General features: G+C 42.6%; 16 protein-coding genes and 1 tRNA gene. 13 read left to right on the forward strand and 4 right to left on the reverse strand.

Annotation, left to right across the window (positions count from 1 at the left end; genetic code table 11):
- Positions 1 to 209: 209 nt before the first annotated feature.
- Positions 210 to 1310, reverse strand: a complete 1101-nt coding sequence (gene ruvB / locus F8R90_RS10460) for a Holliday junction branch migration DNA helicase RuvB (RefSeq protein ID WP_196510695.1) — start codon at positions 1308 to 1310, stop codon at positions 210 to 212.
- A 190-nt stretch (positions 1311 to 1500) separates the two neighbouring features.
- Between ruvB and hisF the strand changes: the two genes are divergently transcribed.
- The 3 genes from hisF (at position 1501) to F8R90_RS10475 (ending at position 2735) form a co-directional block, all read left to right on the forward strand.
- On the forward strand, positions 1501 to 2274 hold the full coding sequence (gene hisF / locus F8R90_RS10465) for an imidazole glycerol phosphate synthase subunit HisF (RefSeq protein ID WP_196510696.1): 774 nt from the start codon (positions 1501 to 1503) through the stop codon (positions 2272 to 2274).
- 99 nt (positions 2275 to 2373) lie between these two features.
- Positions 2374 to 2568: a hypothetical protein gene (locus tag F8R90_RS10470; RefSeq protein ID WP_012410736.1), complete on the forward strand. Its 195-nt coding sequence runs from the start codon at positions 2374 to 2376 to the stop codon at positions 2566 to 2568.
- Between the two features lie 94 nt (positions 2569 to 2662).
- A tRNA-Ala gene (locus F8R90_RS10475) sits at positions 2663 to 2735 on the forward strand.
- A 65-nt stretch (positions 2736 to 2800) separates the two neighbouring features.
- Here F8R90_RS10475 and F8R90_RS10480 read toward each other — a convergent pair.
- Entirely contained in the window at positions 2801 to 2992 is a 192-nt protein-coding gene (locus F8R90_RS10480) for a hypothetical protein (RefSeq protein ID WP_196510697.1), read from the reverse strand.
- 198 nt (positions 2993 to 3190) lie between these two features.
- On the opposite strand from F8R90_RS10480, the gene F8R90_RS10485 reads away from it, so the two are divergent.
- The 6 genes from F8R90_RS10485 to F8R90_RS10510 all read left to right on the forward strand — a co-directional run bounded on the left by F8R90_RS10485 (position 3191) and on the right by F8R90_RS10510 (position 10103).
- A complete protein-coding gene (locus tag F8R90_RS10485; RefSeq protein WP_196510698.1) occupies positions 3191 to 3916 on the forward strand; it encodes a GDSL-type esterase/lipase family protein in 726 nt (241 codons plus the stop codon).
- A 123-nt stretch (positions 3917 to 4039) separates the two neighbouring features.
- Entirely contained in the window at positions 4040 to 4474 is a 435-nt protein-coding gene (locus tag F8R90_RS10490; RefSeq protein WP_196510699.1) for a hypothetical protein, read from the forward strand.
- 344 nt (positions 4475 to 4818) lie between these two features.
- Positions 4819 to 6108 (forward strand): cation:proton antiporter, encoded by a 1290-nt coding sequence (locus F8R90_RS10495; RefSeq protein ID WP_196510700.1) that lies wholly within the window; start codon positions 4819 to 4821, stop codon positions 6106 to 6108.
- Positions 6109 to 6446: 338 nt separating this feature from the next.
- Entirely contained in the window at positions 6447 to 8657 is a 2211-nt protein-coding gene (locus tag F8R90_RS10500) for a cation:proton antiporter (protein ID WP_196510701.1), read from the forward strand.
- Positions 8658 to 8661: 4 nt separating this feature from the next.
- Positions 8662 to 9159, forward strand: a complete 498-nt coding sequence (locus tag F8R90_RS10505; protein ID WP_196510702.1) for a hypothetical protein — start codon at positions 8662 to 8664, stop codon at positions 9157 to 9159.
- Between the two features lie 113 nt (positions 9160 to 9272).
- Positions 9273 to 10103, forward strand: coding sequence for an AMIN domain-containing protein (locus F8R90_RS10510; protein ID WP_196510703.1), 831 nt, complete (start codon positions 9273 to 9275; stop codon positions 10101 to 10103).
- Positions 10104 to 10231: 128 nt separating this feature from the next.
- Here the strand turns inward: F8R90_RS10510 and F8R90_RS10515 are convergent, their stop codons facing one another.
- Positions 10232 to 10771: a DUF3172 domain-containing protein gene (locus F8R90_RS10515; protein ID WP_196510704.1), complete on the reverse strand. Its 540-nt coding sequence runs from the start codon at positions 10769 to 10771 to the stop codon at positions 10232 to 10234.
- Between the two features lie 559 nt (positions 10772 to 11330).
- Here F8R90_RS10515 and F8R90_RS10520 point away from each other — a divergent pair.
- Positions 11331 to 12158: an ABC transporter permease gene (locus F8R90_RS10520; protein WP_196510705.1), complete on the forward strand. Its 828-nt coding sequence runs from the start codon at positions 11331 to 11333 to the stop codon at positions 12156 to 12158.
- 284 nt (positions 12159 to 12442) lie between these two features.
- On the opposite strand, the gene F8R90_RS10530 is transcribed toward F8R90_RS10520, so the two are convergent.
- Complete coding sequence (locus F8R90_RS10530) at positions 12443 to 12919, reverse strand: NAD(P)H-quinone oxidoreductase subunit N (protein WP_196510707.1); 477 nt, start codon at positions 12917 to 12919, stop codon at positions 12443 to 12445.
- A gap of 950 nt (positions 12920 to 13869) precedes the next feature.
- Here F8R90_RS10530 and rplC point away from each other — a divergent pair.
- From rplC to F8R90_RS10545, 3 genes are all read left to right on the forward strand, one after another.
- The gene (rplC, locus tag F8R90_RS10535; RefSeq protein WP_196510708.1) at positions 13870 to 14502 is read left to right on the forward strand and encodes a 50S ribosomal protein L3; all 633 of its coding nucleotides are present in this window, start codon (positions 13870 to 13872) and stop codon (positions 14500 to 14502) included.
- Between the two features lie 104 nt (positions 14503 to 14606).
- A complete protein-coding gene (gene rplD / locus F8R90_RS10540; RefSeq protein ID WP_190891234.1) occupies positions 14607 to 15245 on the forward strand; it encodes a 50S ribosomal protein L4 in 639 nt (212 codons plus the stop codon).
- Positions 15238 to 15552, forward strand: a complete 315-nt coding sequence (locus F8R90_RS10545; protein WP_069070779.1) for a 50S ribosomal protein L23 — start codon at positions 15238 to 15240, stop codon at positions 15550 to 15552. The genes rplD and F8R90_RS10545 overlap by 8 nt, the downstream gene beginning before the upstream one ends.
- The last annotated feature ends 83 nt before the right edge of the window (positions 15553 to 15635 follow it).

Raw genomic sequence — 15635 nt, forward strand, 5'->3', positions numbered from 1 at the left:
CGAGTATCAAAGACTCATTCACGAATATCAAAGACTCGTCAGCGAGTATCAAAGACTCATTCACGAGTATCAAAGACTCGTCAGCGAGTATCAAAGACTCATTCACGAATATCAAAGACTCGTCAGCGAGTATCAAAGACTCATTCACGAGTATCAAAGACTCGTCAGCGAGTATTAAAGACTCATCCCCTATTCCCTATTCCCCATAATTACAATAATGACAACTGTTCATTAGGCGGCGTAAACCCCAAATGTTTATATGCTGCCTTAGTCGCCATCCTTCCACGATGAGTCCGAGTTAAATACCCAATCTGCATGAGGTAAGGTTCGTACACCTCTTCAATTGTTTGGGTATCTTCACCCGTTGCTGCTGCCATTGTTTCCAAACCCACTGGCCCACCGTTAAATTGTTCAATTATTACACTCAGCATCTGGCGGTCTGTCCAATCTAAACCGCAGGGATCTACTTGGAATAGTTGCAATGCTTCAGATGCAATGATTTCATTGATCTCACCAGATATCTTCACTTCAGCATAATCACGGACTCTTTTAAGTAGCCTGTTAGCAATCCGTGGCGTTCCGCGTGACCGACGGGCAATTTCTGTGGCACCAGCTTCTGTAACAGGGGTTTTGAGTAATTGAGCGGTTCGCAGTACAATTTTAGTCAGTTCATCAACTTCGTAAAATCGGAGTTTTTGAATTAAACCAAAGCGATCGCGCAGTGGTGAAGTTAAAGCACCCACACGGGTTGTAGCTCCCACTAGAGTAAACTTTGATAGCGGCAAACTTCTAATCCGAGCGCTGGAACCCTTACCAATAGTAATATCTAAGCGATAATCTTCCATCGCCGGATAGAGAATTTCCTCCGTCATCCGCGAGAGGCGATGAATTTCATCCACAAATAAAATATCCCCAGGCTTAAGGTTCACCAGTAGTCCTACAATATCCCGTGGACGTTCTAGGGCTGGCGCACTGGTAATTTTGTAATTTACCCCCATTTCCGATGCTAAAATCATTGCCATTGTGGTTTTGCCCAATCCCGGCGGCCCATACAGGAGCAAGTGATCTAGCACCTCACCACGAGACTTGGCTGCTTTGATGGCAATATCTAGCACATCCTTTAAATCTTTTTGCCCAATATAATCGGCAAATCGGTGCGGTCGAATTCCTTCTTCCTGCTGTTCTTGTTCATCAATAGCGGCTTCAGGCTTCAAAATATTTTCTGTGGACGGTGCTTTCGCGGACTCCCGACGCTGCTTTGGTTCTCCGTTGGGTTCTGGAGGCTGTTTTTTCGAGGAGATTATCGCCATAATTCAGCTATCTACTTTTAAGGGGACTAGGGACTGGCGGAGGCCGGGGGAGCAGAGGGAAAAAGAATTACCAATGCCCCATCTTGCAATACATGCTTAAAACAAGGGGTGTAAAAATTTTCGTTTGGAAATACCCGCGCCAATTTAAAATTTAAATTCCGGTCAATTACCCAGAAGTACAAAAGTTATTATGTTATCTAAAAGAATCTTACCGTGCTTAGATGTGAAGGCGGGACGGGTTGTAAAAGGAGTTAACTTTGTAAATCTCCAAGATGCAGGCGATCCGGTAGAGCTGGCCAAGGTTTACAATGAAGCCGGTGCGGATGAGTTAGTATTTCTGGATATTACAGCTACTCATGAAGATCGAGCTACTATTTTAGATGTGGTCTACCGGACTGCTGAACAGGTGTTTATTCCATTGACTGTGGGTGGTGGCATTCAATCCTTAGAAAATGTTAAAGCTTTGTTACGAGCGGGCGCAGATAAGGTTAGTATTAATTCTGCGGCGGTGCGTGATCCAGACTTGATTAATAGAGCAAGCGATCGCTTTGGTAATCAGTGCATAGTTGTTGCTATTGATGCCAGACGCAGAAATAACCCGGAGAATCCAGGCTGGGATGTGTATGTGCGGGGTGGCAGGGAAAATACAGGCTTAGATGCTCTAATGTGGGCACAAGAAGTTGAAAAACGGGGGGCCGGTGAACTGCTAGTAACAAGTATGGATGCTGATGGAACCCAAGCCGGGTATGACATTGAGATTACACGGGCAATTGCCAATTCTGTAGAAATTCCAGTCATTGCTTCTGGTGGTGCAGGTAATTGTGAACATATTTACACAGCCCTAACTGAAGGCAAAGCTGAAGCAGCATTACTCGCATCATTGTTACATTACGGTCAATTAAGCGTAGCAGAAATCAAAAATTATTTGCGCGATCGCAACGTGCCAGTAAGAACATTCTCCTAATCTATCATTTACTCTTTAATGACATCTATCTATGGTTAGACACACTTCCCTGAAAGGGTGTTAATATTATTTTACAAGTATTAACAAATATTAAAAAATATGTTGCTTCCTATTTTACTTTTTGATGTTGCCCTGGTGGCGTGGTCGCTGCACTTAATGGAAAAAGCTTACGAGAGTAAAGAATTTTCTCTAATGTTGGCTGGTACATTGGTTGCTCTGGCTGCTGCTGCCATGTTAGTAGTTTACTTTTTGATGGGGCACTGTATGACCTATTTGTTGCAAGTGTCGTTGTGAGTGCCCAGTGGTTGAGGGGATATTAAAAATTTAGTTTCTACAAGAAGCTTGACAAAGTACCAATAATTAAGCCATTATGTATAATGGATTTTAAGGGGTTATAGCGCAGTTGGTAGCGCACCTCAATGGCATTGAGGGGGTCAGCGGTTCGAATCCGCTTAGCTCCATTCTTCAGACTCTAAACCTCTCCATTAATGGAGAGGTTTAGGATGATTTTTCAGAAGGTTTTTATTTACTGTCTACCTAGCCAGTCTCGCAAGTTGGAATGATAGAGACTGTAATGGGTTTCTGAGGCGATTCGTTTTTGCTGTAAGAACTCTAGCCAATTTTCTAGCACTTCTTCAACTTCATACTCATCAGTATCAATGATTTGTGCGATGCCTGCGGTGATCAGTGAGCTAAATCGTACTCCTTTGAGAAGCAAGCTAGCAAGAGGGTCTCGTAGAGAAGTGCGGGCTGCGCCAACGCTTCCGCTGATATCGCTTGTTGCCGAACTGCGGCAATATTAACCTTGCAACCATATCAACAAGTAGAAACCTCATAGATGCTTGGACACTAAAGATAGCCATCTATGGTATAGAAATGTATAGAATCTTGTAAAGATATAAAATATAGTTCTTAAATGCACACATTTCTAGCTTCTTCCTCAATGCAGCTGTCTGTACCACCAAATCACTTTCAGCCAATGAAGATTGTCGCACTGGGGGACAGCTTAATTTATGGATTCGGTGATCCGGAAAAAGGAGGCTGGATCGAGCAACTACGCCGATGGTGGATGTTGCCGGATAGTGCCGGCCATGTTCTTTATAATTTAGGGGTAAGAGGCGATCGCACGCAACAAGTAGCACAAAGGCTAGAAGTTGAGTTCCGCCACCGGGGTGAACTGCGAAATCGTGTCCCCGACTTGATTATTTTATCAGTAGGCGTGAATGACTCAGCGCGGTTGGCGCGTCCTGATGGCCGAAGTTACACAGATTTTACATTGTTTGAAAAGGAAATTGCTTCTCTGCTAGATTTAGCACAGCAACTATGTCCTGTATTATTTGTGGGTATGGTGCCAGTGGATGAAGCCAAAATGCCATTTTTAGATTGTTTTTATTATAATCATGCCGATCAGTACCGCTACAAAGAAGCAACTCGAATTGCTTGTACCAAACGGCAGATTCCCTATTTAGATATTTTTGAGAAATGGATGGAACGCGGTGAAAATTGGCGGCTTAAACGTTTGAGTGAAGATGGTCTTCATCCTAATACACTAGGTTATCAAGCTTTGCTAGAAGATGTGATAAATTGGGATGCGATTGTAACTTACCATTCTAAATTTGATTACCACCTTAAACCATCGTAATCAGATAAATATCTTGGTGCTTTGGGCTAACCTAATATTCTTTATCTCCCATTTTTGCAAAAAGCACTACAATAGTGCTGAATTTTTAAATCCATCTTTTTCTATTTCTTATTCAGCACTTCTATGACACCAACTTTATTTGGTCGTTGGCAAACTCGATTATTATTACTTGCAACGGTGGGCGTACTTGTGTCTTTGCCCTTTGCAATTGGTTTAATTGGTTCTAGTCCTAACTCGGTTTATTTTTGGATACTTGGTTATGTCGCTATCTTTGGCTTAGGTTGGGATGTGCTTTATAACTATCTCCAAAAATCGCGCTGGGATAGGGATTGGCCCGCAGCTTATCAACTCTTAGCTGGTATATGGGAGTTAGTGTTTGTGTTTTGTGGAATAAAACTGTTTGGCTTCTTACCAATACCTTTACCTAAAGAAGAACTTTCGCCAGTAGCTTTTCTATTGCACTATAGCGTCGTGTGGCTAGCAGTTTTTATTAGTTCACAAAGCCTGATGCGAATTATCTTTCCCCGTTGGCGTTTCCGGGGTGGGGAGTGGTTGTAATACCTCAAATTATCGAAATTTTCAATTTGTTTTTACCTAGTTAGTTACAGCCTTTTTGATCTATTTGAACCGTAATTACCTGGAGGGGCGCACAGATGTGCGCCCCTAATATATGGTTGAATTACCTGAAAATTGCTGTAATCAAAAATCAACAATTAAATCGCAAATTAAAAAAATCATATATGGCGGTTTTAGTTTGGATGCAATATGTTGTATTGGCGTACAGCTATGTGTGTCGCTATGAACATTGGTTGGGAGTTGAATCCCGATCAAAATTGTCCTAGTAAAGAGTCCCTAATTCACAATCCCTATTTCAATGCAGAGACGCAAATTAAGGAAGTGCAATGTCAAATTTTGATCTGGTTATTCAGCTATTTCTGCAACTCACAGTTATTTTAGTCACTTGTCGCATCGTCACGATTTTAGGACGCCGCTATCTTGGTCAAACCGATGTTGTTTGCGAAATGATTGCAGGTGTAATGCTAGGCCCATCACTTTTGGGATTGATTGCACCGGATTTTCAGCAATGGCTGTTTCCTAAGCTTCCCATTATCACTGCTGTAGGACTCAAGATACCCAATCCATCGATGTCTATTTTATATGCTATTAGCCAGATTGGATTGGCAATTTATATGTTTTTAATTGGTTTAGAGTTCAATACCAAACTCTTAAAACATCATATCAAAAGTGCAAGTTTGCTATCTGCTGCCGGGATTATCACTCCTTTTATTTTAGGAGCGATCGCATCTTTTTGGTTTTATCACAATGGCGATTTCTTTCAACCAAAAGTAACGTCTTGGTCAGCCGCTTTGTATCTAGGCGCTTCGATGACAATTACGGCTTTTCCGATGTTAGCTCGCATTCTTTACGAACGCGGTCTTGCACAAACCCGCTTCGGTACTTTGGCTTTAGGTGCAGCATCGGTAGATGATGCAGTTGCTTGGTGTTTGCTAGCGATCGTACTTGCTAGCGTGAAAAATTCTCTGAGCATTGCCATATTAGCAATTGGTGGTGGCATTTGCTACGTGCTATTTGCAATTTTTCTCGGTCAACCTCTACTGAGAGCGTTCACACGCATGACAAAACGCGATGCAGGCGTAAACAGACAAACCCTGACTTTAATGTTGATAATTTTGATGTTTTGTGCATGGTTTACTGATGTCACAGGTATCTATGCAATATTCGGTGCTTTTGTGCTGGGAGCAGTAACTCCACGCGGAGAATTTGCCCAACAAATTCGCCAACATACTGAGTTTTTAACTACTTCTTTTTTGCTACCGATATTTTTTGTGTTCTCTGGACTCAACACTCAAATTGGATTGGTAAACACACCTACTTTGTGGGGAATTACGCTCTTAATTATTGCGATCGCAATTCTTGGCAAAGGTATTGCTTGTATGTTGGCTGCAAAATTAGCCGGGGAAAATTGGCGCGAATCTGCAACTATCGGTGCTCTGATGAATGCTCGTGGTTTGATGGAATTAATCATCCTCAATATTGGTTTGGAGCAAGGTATAATTACCCCAACTTTATTCACTATCATGGTTATTATGGCAGTCATTACTACCCTTATGGCATCACCACTGGTTAGCTTCTTGTTGCACGGAACAAGCTATGATAACTCTTCCACTTAAGCAAATTTAAAAATAAAATTAATTACCTAAAAATTGGGTAAAGTTATCTGCTTTGACTCAGGCTATAAACGCTAAATTGTTTGTATTGGCGTTTAAGCGGTACTACAAACTGACTGCCTATTACCTAGTTTTTTTGATATTGGTAATTGGGAATATATTCTAGATGTAACTCCTAAAAACATCAAAATTCATGTTTTACGGCTGCAACTGCATCGTAACAGCAATTGACATGAGAATAAAGCACAAATTACCCTTGAGCGTATCTAACAAATTTGACATTTTCCAGTCTTTACAAAGAATCATCTTAGAGAAACCAGATAGTTAATTTTGAGGAAACCATGCACATAGTTATTCTCGTTCTGGTTGAGGTGCTTATTGTTATTGGACTTTCACGGCTAGTAGGGCTAGCATTCCGTTCCATTAAGCAACCGCTGGTAATTGGTGAGATTGTCGCTGGGATTATGCTTGGCCCATCTTTATTTGGTTTAGTTGCTCCCGATATAGCAGTTACCTTGTTTCCACCAGAAACTATTCCTTTTCTAAATGTTTTGTCTCAGGTGGGACTAATATTTTTCATGTTTCTGATTGGGCTAGAACTTAATCCAAAATACCTCAATAGTCAGTTAGAAGTAGCAGTTTTAACTTCTCATGTCAGCATTTTGGTGCCGTTTTCTTTAGGAACATTGCTAGCGGTGATTCTTTATCCCCTAGTTTCCAATGCAAGTGTATCCTTCACCGCCTTCGCCTTGTTTTTGGGGGCGGCGATGTCGATTACTGCCTTTCCAGTGTTGGCGCGAATCATTACTGAAAACAATTTACAAGGAACGCGTTTAGGAACGTTGGCGTTAACTTGTGCAGCTGTGGATGATGTCACCGCTTGGTGTCTATTAGCAGTAGCGATCGCAGTAGCTAGAACTGGTGACTTTGCTGGTGCGATACCCACAATTATTGCCAGCATAGTTTACATCGGCTTGATGTTGACAGCCGGTCGTTGGTTTCTCCAACGCCTTGCCAAACACTACCTTCGTGCGGGACGACTCAGCCAATTGCTGCTAGCTGGGATTTATATGGCAGTAGTTGCGTCAGCACTAATTACCGAACTAATTGGTATTCACTTAATTTTTGGGGCATTTTTACTGGGAGCAGCCATGCCCAAAAATGAAGATTTAGTGCGGGAATTGGCAGTAAAAACCGAAGATTTTGTCCTGATCTTCTTGCTACCAATATTTTTTGCCTACAGTGGTTTACGAACGCAGATTGGCTTGCTCAACCGTCCAGAATTGTGGCTTTTGTGTGCGTTGGTTTTAGGAGTGGCGATCGCAGGCAAATATGTTGGCACTTATGTAGCGGCCCGTGTCAGTGGCATTAGTAAACGGGAAGCCTCGGCACTCGGTTGGTTAATGAATACTCGCGGCTTGACCGAACTGATAGTACTAAATATTGGTCTAGAGTTAGGGGTAATTTCCCCCTTAATATTTACCATGCTGGTAATTATGGCATTGGTAACTACATTCATGACCTCGCCACTGCTGGAATGGACATATCCGAAGAAGCTGATCAGGTTAGATGTCATCGAACCGGAATTGGAAGCAGAAATAGGTATAGACATCTCTGCTGAAAGTGAAGCTTACCCTCATCCTTACCGGATTTTGGTGCCAGTGGCTAATCCAAGTACCCAAAAAGGTTTAGTACAGTTGGCAGTAGCGTTGGCGCAGCCCGCCGTAGGTATCGCTCTTAATTACCGATATCCTGCAATTGTTAACCCTCTTAGCCTGATTGAATTTGAAGAAGACTATGCCTTTGAAAGTACCCCAGTTGAAGCAGACCGATTAATCGCCCAGCGCCGCCAGCAGCTAGAAGAATTAATTAATACTCTCGAACCCCCAGAAACTCGTTCCTATGTGCATCCTATCGTTCGGATATCCAGCAATGTTGCCCGCGAAACAGCACAGATTGCCACATTAGAACAAGCTGATTTAATTCTTGTGGGCTGGCATCGGCCAGCTTTTAGTAGTAATCGTTTAGGTGGACGAGTTGGACAAATGCTTACCACTGCACCAGTGGATGTAGCAGTGTTTGTAGATAAAGGCAAAGACCGATTAGAAAGTTTATTAGTACCTTATTCTGCAAATATCCATGATGATTTAGCACTAATACTAGCTCTGAGACTGCTAATCAATCGTGAGACTTGTATGTTGCAGATATTACAGATAGTAGCAAATCATGCCAGGGAAGAATTGAGTTACGAACTGCACACGATGATGGAACAATTGCCCACCAGTGTACGCGATCGCATTGAAATCAAAATTATCGAAGCCCCAGAACCAATCCAAGCCGTAATTCAAGCCTCAGAAGCTGTTGACCTAACTATTGCTGGCACCAGCCGCGCTTGGGGTATCGAGCGCCAAACCTTGGGAAGATATACAGATCAACTAGCTATCCAATGTCGTTCCTCCCTGTTGATTACTCGCCGCTACAGTCAAGTCACCGCTCACCTAGCCTCTATGCTTCCTGAGGTTAGTAGTCAAGAGCCAACATTGAGGAGTTGAGATTATGAATCATTTCAACTTCAAATCTTTAGCTTTTTACGGAGTAGCAATAAGTTCAGTGCTACTGTTGTTTAAAACTGTAACCGTCTACGGGGAAAACAATCTCAAGGCTCCTCCTCCAATTAACGGTCGGTATCGTCTAACCCTGGCAGAAAATTTGCCGAACTGTGAAAAATCGGATACTCTGACGTTAAACATTCAGCAGTCGGGTATTTACTTAAATGCCTCTGTATTACCGGCAAACGCTAACCCGAATACTGACGAAAAGCACTCTCTGGCAGGTATCTTCAGAAATCAACAATTAAATTTATCTGGGAAAGTTGGTAGATCAATCCTTTGTAATATTCCTCGCCCCCAAAATGATCCTCTAAACTCAGTCGCAATTCAAATGCAACTTGTGGATAAAGGTAATATGACAGGTCAATTAACCGTAAATGGCATTCCACAAACTCTGAAATTTACTGCTGTACCCCAAAAAGCTCAGGAAAAATCTCAGAAGTAAAACAGTCATTGAACTGGAGAGTGGGGACTGGAAACTAGGGGAGAGGGATTTAAAGCGCGAAGTAAACAGCAATGTGATCGCATTGTATGGGTTTTATGGAGCAGATAAAAAGAATGAATCAGGGACTAAAGACTAGGCAATTTTGCCAATGGGGTAAGCAGCTATTTAGCGTCAGTATATTAGGCTTTTATGCAGCGATCGCCCTCGAAACTTGCACTACTGCTGCTACACCAGTGGCAAAGCTAGATAATTGGCGTTTTTCCCCCAAGACACAGCAACTTGAAATCACCCTCTCAGGAGGCACAACCCCTCGTTATTTTTACCTGGCCCAACCCTCTCGTCTGGTTGTAGATTTACCGAATACTAAGTTGGGCAAAGTTACCACGCAACAAAATTATTCTGGAGCAATTAAAAGCATTCGCGTTTCTCAACTAAATGAGAATGACACACGCATTGTCCTAGATTTAGCGCCAGGGACTGTTTTTAATCCTAAACAGGTACAACTGCAACCCCTTTCCCGAAAAAACTCCACTCGCTGGGTATTACGTCCGGTTATTTCTGGTAAAACTACTGCCGTGAAACCAGGAAACTCCCCACCTTCACCCAAGAAACAACCTCAAACACTCCAAAAGCCGCCTAGTAAAGTACCCATAACTACTAATCTGCAAGCACCCTTACTCACAGTTCCGCCTCCATCCAATGAACTGCCCTCAACAATTACTACTAACTCAGGGCAGCCTTTTGTCACTGTTCCTCCCCTAACTCCCAATACACCCTCTCAAGAACCTGGTTTGATTCTTCCCCCTCCGTCTTTCCCAAATCAAACCGGCAACTTGAATAGCATTCCTCCTTTCGGTATGTCGGAATTTCCAGTTCCAACAATCCCAAATGTTCCAAATCCCCAGGTGATAGAGTTTGGTCAACCCCTACCTAAAAATAGATAGTGGAGAGTGGGGAGATGAGGGAGCAGGGGAAGCGGGGTAGACAAGGGGTCAGAACTTGAAACAAGTCTTTCCCCTTGTCCCCAAGTCCTCTTGCCCCATGCCTAATGCTCAATTTCCCATTCCCAATTCTAAAATCTGTCAGTTTCCTGAGGTGTTCCAACTGCTCCTGGTTGAGCCGTAAAGAAGTTTTGAGCAGCTTCATTCTGATATATACACCTAATATCAGGTTGGCCACTGTCCAAGTTACCTGTGAATCCAAAGGTATTCAGGCGATTTTTGCAATCTCTTACCTGATCATTAGTCACCAGCTTACGTTGTTCTAAAAGTGCCCAGTTATTTTGTCGGATCACACATCCAGGACGCATACTGGGCTGGGCAACATAGACATTGAAGGGGTTGAGAGTGACGAACAATCTAGCGTCCATCACCATCGCGCTGGCTCCGTACTGCACACAAATTTCAGGGTTTGGTGCTTTGGTGTCAATGAATTCACGGGAAGCCACATTTGATGGAGCCAACGTGGTTGTAGAACTAAAAGCAATGCCAATCCCAATTCCCAAAATCAACACCCCTCCCATAATTGCGATGGTGAAGAGGTTAAACATTGGGGATTGGAAAATAGAGGGTTTAGAAGTAGTAGCCGATCTACCAGTAGGTTTACGTCTCATTTTTGCTTAATCACCTTCACGCCAATTTGGAAGGGAGTGGTCTAAAGTTATCTCCCTATTTCAGTATGCCTATTCTTGATTGTAATTGTCTGCAAGTTTTTGAGCAGTATTCTTATTAAATGATAAAAATAAGAACTTATCTAGATTTGTCGACAGAATTTCAACCTTGTCGGCTATTGTTTCCATCTTGAATAATTGGTGAGTATTTTTATTTATTTGCCGATTAAGGAATTGTTATTACTGTTGTGCTGCTTCACATAAAAATTACAGAGTAACTGTCTTTAAACTTCTATATTTTATTAACCAATTATAGCATATTTTTGATATCTCTCAGATAGTCTTGATTCAATTTGCACAAATGATGCAGTCAAAATACTTGAATTATCTAGCTTTTTGTTTGTAAGTTTGCGGAAATTATGAGCGGAGGAAACCTGTGATTATAAATTTCTTAACCGAATTTTTCGTATTCTTATTAGAAATTTTGGTTACCCCTAGTAATTGATATGTTAAACAATGTAACTTAAAATTTAAGAAAGTTTTAATAACTAATTAGAAGCAAGTGGGATCTCAAAGAGCGTTATTTTCAAGCAAGAAGTTCAAAACTTCGCAACTTAAACTCTTTCTAGCTGATAGTCTGACTATTTTTTGGGGAGATTGGTTAGATTTACGTGTCAGAATCGTGCAAGTTGCTGCATCAGGCTTAATATCCCCACTAATATATATTTTAGCTTTTGGCTTGGGTTTGGGTAGTTCCATCAAACCCGGTTCGGGGATTAGTGGTAACTATAACAACTATTTAGAATTTATATTACCGGGGATGGTGGCGCTATCGTCGATGACGATTAGCTTTGGTGGAACGACATTTTCCATTTGTGGAGACAGACTATTTACCAAAACCTTTGAGGAATTGTTGTTAACTCCTATACATCCCTTAGCGTTGCATATCGGAAAAATGCTAGCGGGAATCGTGCGAGGTTTGATGACATCTGGTTCGGTGATTTTGGTAGCAGTTCTGTTGACTGGAAACTGGAATTTTCTCAACCCACTATTTTTACTGTTGGTAGTGCTGAATTGTTCCGTATTTGCTGGGTTAGGGGTGATTGTGGGGTTAAGTGTGCGATCGCTCGAATCAGTTGGACTCTACAACAACTTTATAATTATCCCCATGTCTTTCTTAGGGGCAACCTTCTTTGACCCTGGGACATTACCAGCAGCCCTCAAAGTCGTAGTTTACCTGTTACCACTCACCTACGCCAGCATCGGACTACGTGCAGCGGCCCATTTACCCTTATCCCAGTTTCCTTGGTACAGCATACCGATTTTGCTGGTGATTGCGATCGCTCTTTCTTTGTGGGGCGGTTATAAATTCGCTCACCAACAGGATTAAAATAATTCTTAATTCGTAATTCGTAATTCGTAAGTTTTGTATGGCTACAGTGCTGACAGGTAGTTCTTTTGATTGAACTGAGATTTGATTACTCAGAGTTTACAGTCAATATTTTGCCAGTGCGTAGGCGCAGCCGCCGTAGGCATCACACTGTGGACAACGAACTAAAATTTCTTGCTCAAAATCAGAAAGCCGTTTTTCGATTCAGCATTATTGAAATGTTGATTGAATTAAGTCATTAGTCATTAGTCATGAGCAAATGACTAATAACTAATGACAAAGGACTAACTAGCTAACAGAGTTTTTTCTAGAGAAGTCCAACGGAAGGCGCGATCGCCACCTCTCTCAATCACTACTCTCACTCGTGGTTCTAGCTGAGGCAAATTTGTTAAATACTCAAGTTCCTCATTGGAAAGAATATGCCCTTCAATAATCCACAAAACCAGCCCCTTTGACTTTGGTGGTAGCTGTTCTAGATGAGAATTGAGAATTGGTGGTAAATAGTACACATGACCTACTGCGGCACCGCTACCAGTGCTTTTTTTACCAAGATGAGGAGGTCTGACTCCATGAATTCTTGTGAGATATGCAGCTACGTCGCCCAGCCCTCTAGCGGTAATGTGAAGGGTTGTATAACCAGCTGCCCGTAGTCGGCGCTGATATCGACCTTCATAACCCCCTTCCAGAGGTACATACACCCCAAGAGCGCCAAATTTTTCCAGATCGCGGATTAAACCGTTGCCAGTGGTAATTAGTGCCATAGATTTTCGTCTTATCCCACTTAGATATCTCTATTATTTACCCTGAACCGAGAGATTAAAAGCATTTTCTTTGGGCATTGAGCCTTGGGTATTGAGTATGCTTATTTTCCTTGTCCCTCTCATCTCCTGTGCTTCTTCCCCACTCCCCAAAAATAACTCTATAAATTACTGGACAAACATAAATAAATAATTTATATTATTGGATTGTGACCAAACACGCAAATTAGGCTGCATTCTTACTGTCATTCTGAGGTAGTGTTAGTATCAAAAGCTGATAACTCAATCCAAATTGGATAATATAACTCAGATTGATCATAGACTGGTAAACTAAGAAAGCTTTCAGGTCAACATTGGAGCTTATGGACGAAGAATCAAAGCCAATCCAAAGCTCCAGGGTACACTTACTCCTGTGCCTCTGAAAAAGCAGGCAAAATCTTAAACAATAGTTTAAGGTGTTTAGGGAAGTAAAAACTGAGCAGCAATGTTGGTTTCATGGCATTACGTCAGTCTCAGTTAACGGATACTGAGCGGTAAAAACCGCTTAAGTCCAACTGCAACAGGGCAGTAGCCAATCTCCGGGAAGCCGCCTTATGGGCGTCTAAAAATCGGAAAAACCCGCCGACAGCGCTGCCTCCAGAAAGTGCCAGAGCAATTGCTTGGACGAAAGCATTGCTGCACACAGCTTAAAGCTGTAGCGCCTTGCATTGATTCCAGAAGTTACTCCTTCCCAATGGGAAGGGACTTGTGGCTGTTCTGGTGATCTAGTGAGTGAAGCTAAACAGATTCACCAAGCAGTACGGACACGGTTTGTTGTGTCCGAAAGCATTTGGAGCGGTTTATTTAAACCATTCCAAATTTCGCAGGCTAACCCAGCCTAAACTGATGCGTACAAAACGTGTCCTCTAGAGTCCAATTCCAAGGTCAGCAAGTAGAAAGGAGAACCAGTTACTGTGTCTGTAGGTATTCTCGGCACCAAGCTGGGCATGACCCAAATATTTGACGAAGCAGGAGTAGCTATTCCTGTGACTGTCATTCAAGCAGGGCCATGCACCGTTACACAAGTTAAAACGAAACAAACCGACGGTTACTTTGCCATTCAAGTTGGTTTTGGCGAAGTTAAACCAAAGGCACTGAACAGACCACTATTGGGTCATTTGGCTAAATCATCTGCCCCAGCATTACGTCACCTAAATGAATATCACACCGATAGTTCTGGTGATTATGCTTTAGGTCAACAGATTAAAGCAGATATTTTTAGTGCGGGTCAAATTGTCGATGTAGTCGGCACAAGCATCGGTCGCGGCTTCGCGGGTAACCAGAAGCGCAACAACTTTGGCCGTGGACCCATGTCACACGGTTCCAAAAACCACAGAGCACCGGGTTCTATTGGTGCTGGTACAACACCAGGTCGTGTCTATCCAGGTAAGCGGATGGCAGGTCGTTTAGGTGGTAAACGTATTACAATCCGCAAATTGACCATAGTGCGAGTTGATGCAGAACGCAACTTATTGCTTATTAAGGGAGCAATTCCTGGTAAACCAGGCGCTCTAGTAAGTATTTTGCCTGCAAAAGTAGTGGGATAGTCAAAAGTCATTAGTCAAACGTCATTAGTCATTAGTCATTGGCTAAAGACAAATGGCATAAAGACAAATGACAAATGACCAATGACAAAGGACAAATAACAAAGATGGTTGAAAGCGTAGTTAAAAATTGGCAAGGAGAACAGGTCGGCGAGACGACCTTCGAGTTGCGCGTTGCCAAGGAAGAAACAGCGTCTCATATTGTGCATCGCGCCTTAGTACGGCAATTGACTAATGCTCGTCAAGGAAATGCCAGTACAAAAACTCGTTCAGAAGTCAGAGGCGGTGGCCGTAAACCTTGGAGACAAAAAGGTACTGGTCGCGCTCGTGCAGGGTCTATTCGTTCACCGCTATGGCGTGGTGGTGGTGTGATCTTTGGGCCAAAGCCCAGAGACTTCAACCTGAAGTTGAACCGCAAAGAGCGGCGTTTAGCACTGCGGACAGCATTTGTCAGCCGCATTGAAGACTTAATAGTAGTAGAAGAATTTAGCACCGAGCTATCTCGCCCTAAAACTAAAGAATTAGTGGCAGCGCTTGCCCGTTGGGGAGTAGTACCAGAAAGCAAGTCACTGTTAATTTTGTCTGAGATTGCGGATACAGATAACATTTATTTGTCAGCCCGCAACATTGAAAATTTAAAACTAATTGCAGCCGACCAGCTAAATGTTTTTGATTTACTGCACGCTGACAAGATTGTAGTTACGGCATCAGCCCTAGAAAAAATTCAGGAGGTCTACAGTGCCTAGCTTTGACCCCCGTGACCTTGCCGACTTAGTACGTCGCCCAATCGTCACAGAGAAAGCGACCATCCTAATGGAACAAAATAAGTACACCTTTGAAGTAATTCCAAAGGCATCTAAGCCAGAAATCAAGGCTGCGATCGAAGACTTATTTCAGGTCAAGGTTGTAAAAGTCAACACCACCCTACCACCGCGTAAAAAGCGGCGCGTTGGTAAATTTATTGGTTATAAGCCCCAATATAAGCGAGCCATTGTTACCGTCGCACCTGGGGATGAAGACAAGATTAGACAAGTCCTATTCCCAGAAGTCTAAAAAAGTTGTGAGTTAGGAGTTATGAGTTACTGAACTCATAACTCAGCACTCAGCACGGGCTAAACGCCCCGCTAACGCTATCA

Source organism: Nostoc sp. NZL (assembly GCF_015714705.1).
Taxonomy (GTDB): Bacteria; Cyanobacteriota; Cyanobacteriia; order Cyanobacteriales; family Nostocaceae; genus Nostoc; species Nostoc foliaceum_A.

Coding starts and splice junctions, on each gene's coding strand:
- F8R90_RS10495 (WP_196510700.1), top strand. CDS start 4,819: ATGTCAAATTTTGATCTGGTTATTCAGCTATTTCTGCAACTCACAGTT.
- F8R90_RS10515 (WP_196510704.1), bottom strand. CDS start 10,771: ATGAGACGTAAACCTACTGGTAGATCGGCTACTACTTCTAAACCCTCT.
- F8R90_RS10500 (WP_196510701.1), top strand. CDS start 6,447: ATGCACATAGTTATTCTCGTTCTGGTTGAGGTGCTTATTGTTATTGGA.
- F8R90_RS10505 (WP_196510702.1), top strand. CDS start 8,662: ATGAATCATTTCAACTTCAAATCTTTAGCTTTTTACGGAGTAGCAATA.
- F8R90_RS10530 (WP_196510707.1), bottom strand. CDS start 12,919: ATGGCACTAATTACCACTGGCAACGGTTTAATCCGCGATCTGGAAAAA.
- F8R90_RS10470 (WP_012410736.1), top strand. CDS start 2,374: ATGTTGCTTCCTATTTTACTTTTTGATGTTGCCCTGGTGGCGTGGTCG.
- F8R90_RS10485 (WP_196510698.1), top strand. CDS start 3,191: ATGCACACATTTCTAGCTTCTTCCTCAATGCAGCTGTCTGTACCACCA.
- hisF (WP_196510696.1), top strand. CDS start 1,501: ATGTTATCTAAAAGAATCTTACCGTGCTTAGATGTGAAGGCGGGACGG.
- rplD (WP_190891234.1), top strand. CDS start 14,607: ATGGTTGAAAGCGTAGTTAAAAATTGGCAAGGAGAACAGGTCGGCGAG.
- F8R90_RS10510 (WP_196510703.1), top strand. CDS start 9,273: ATGAATCAGGGACTAAAGACTAGGCAATTTTGCCAATGGGGTAAGCAG.
- F8R90_RS10490 (WP_196510699.1), top strand. CDS start 4,040: ATGACACCAACTTTATTTGGTCGTTGGCAAACTCGATTATTATTACTT.
- ruvB (WP_196510695.1), bottom strand. CDS start 1,310: ATGGCGATAATCTCCTCGAAAAAACAGCCTCCAGAACCCAACGGAGAA.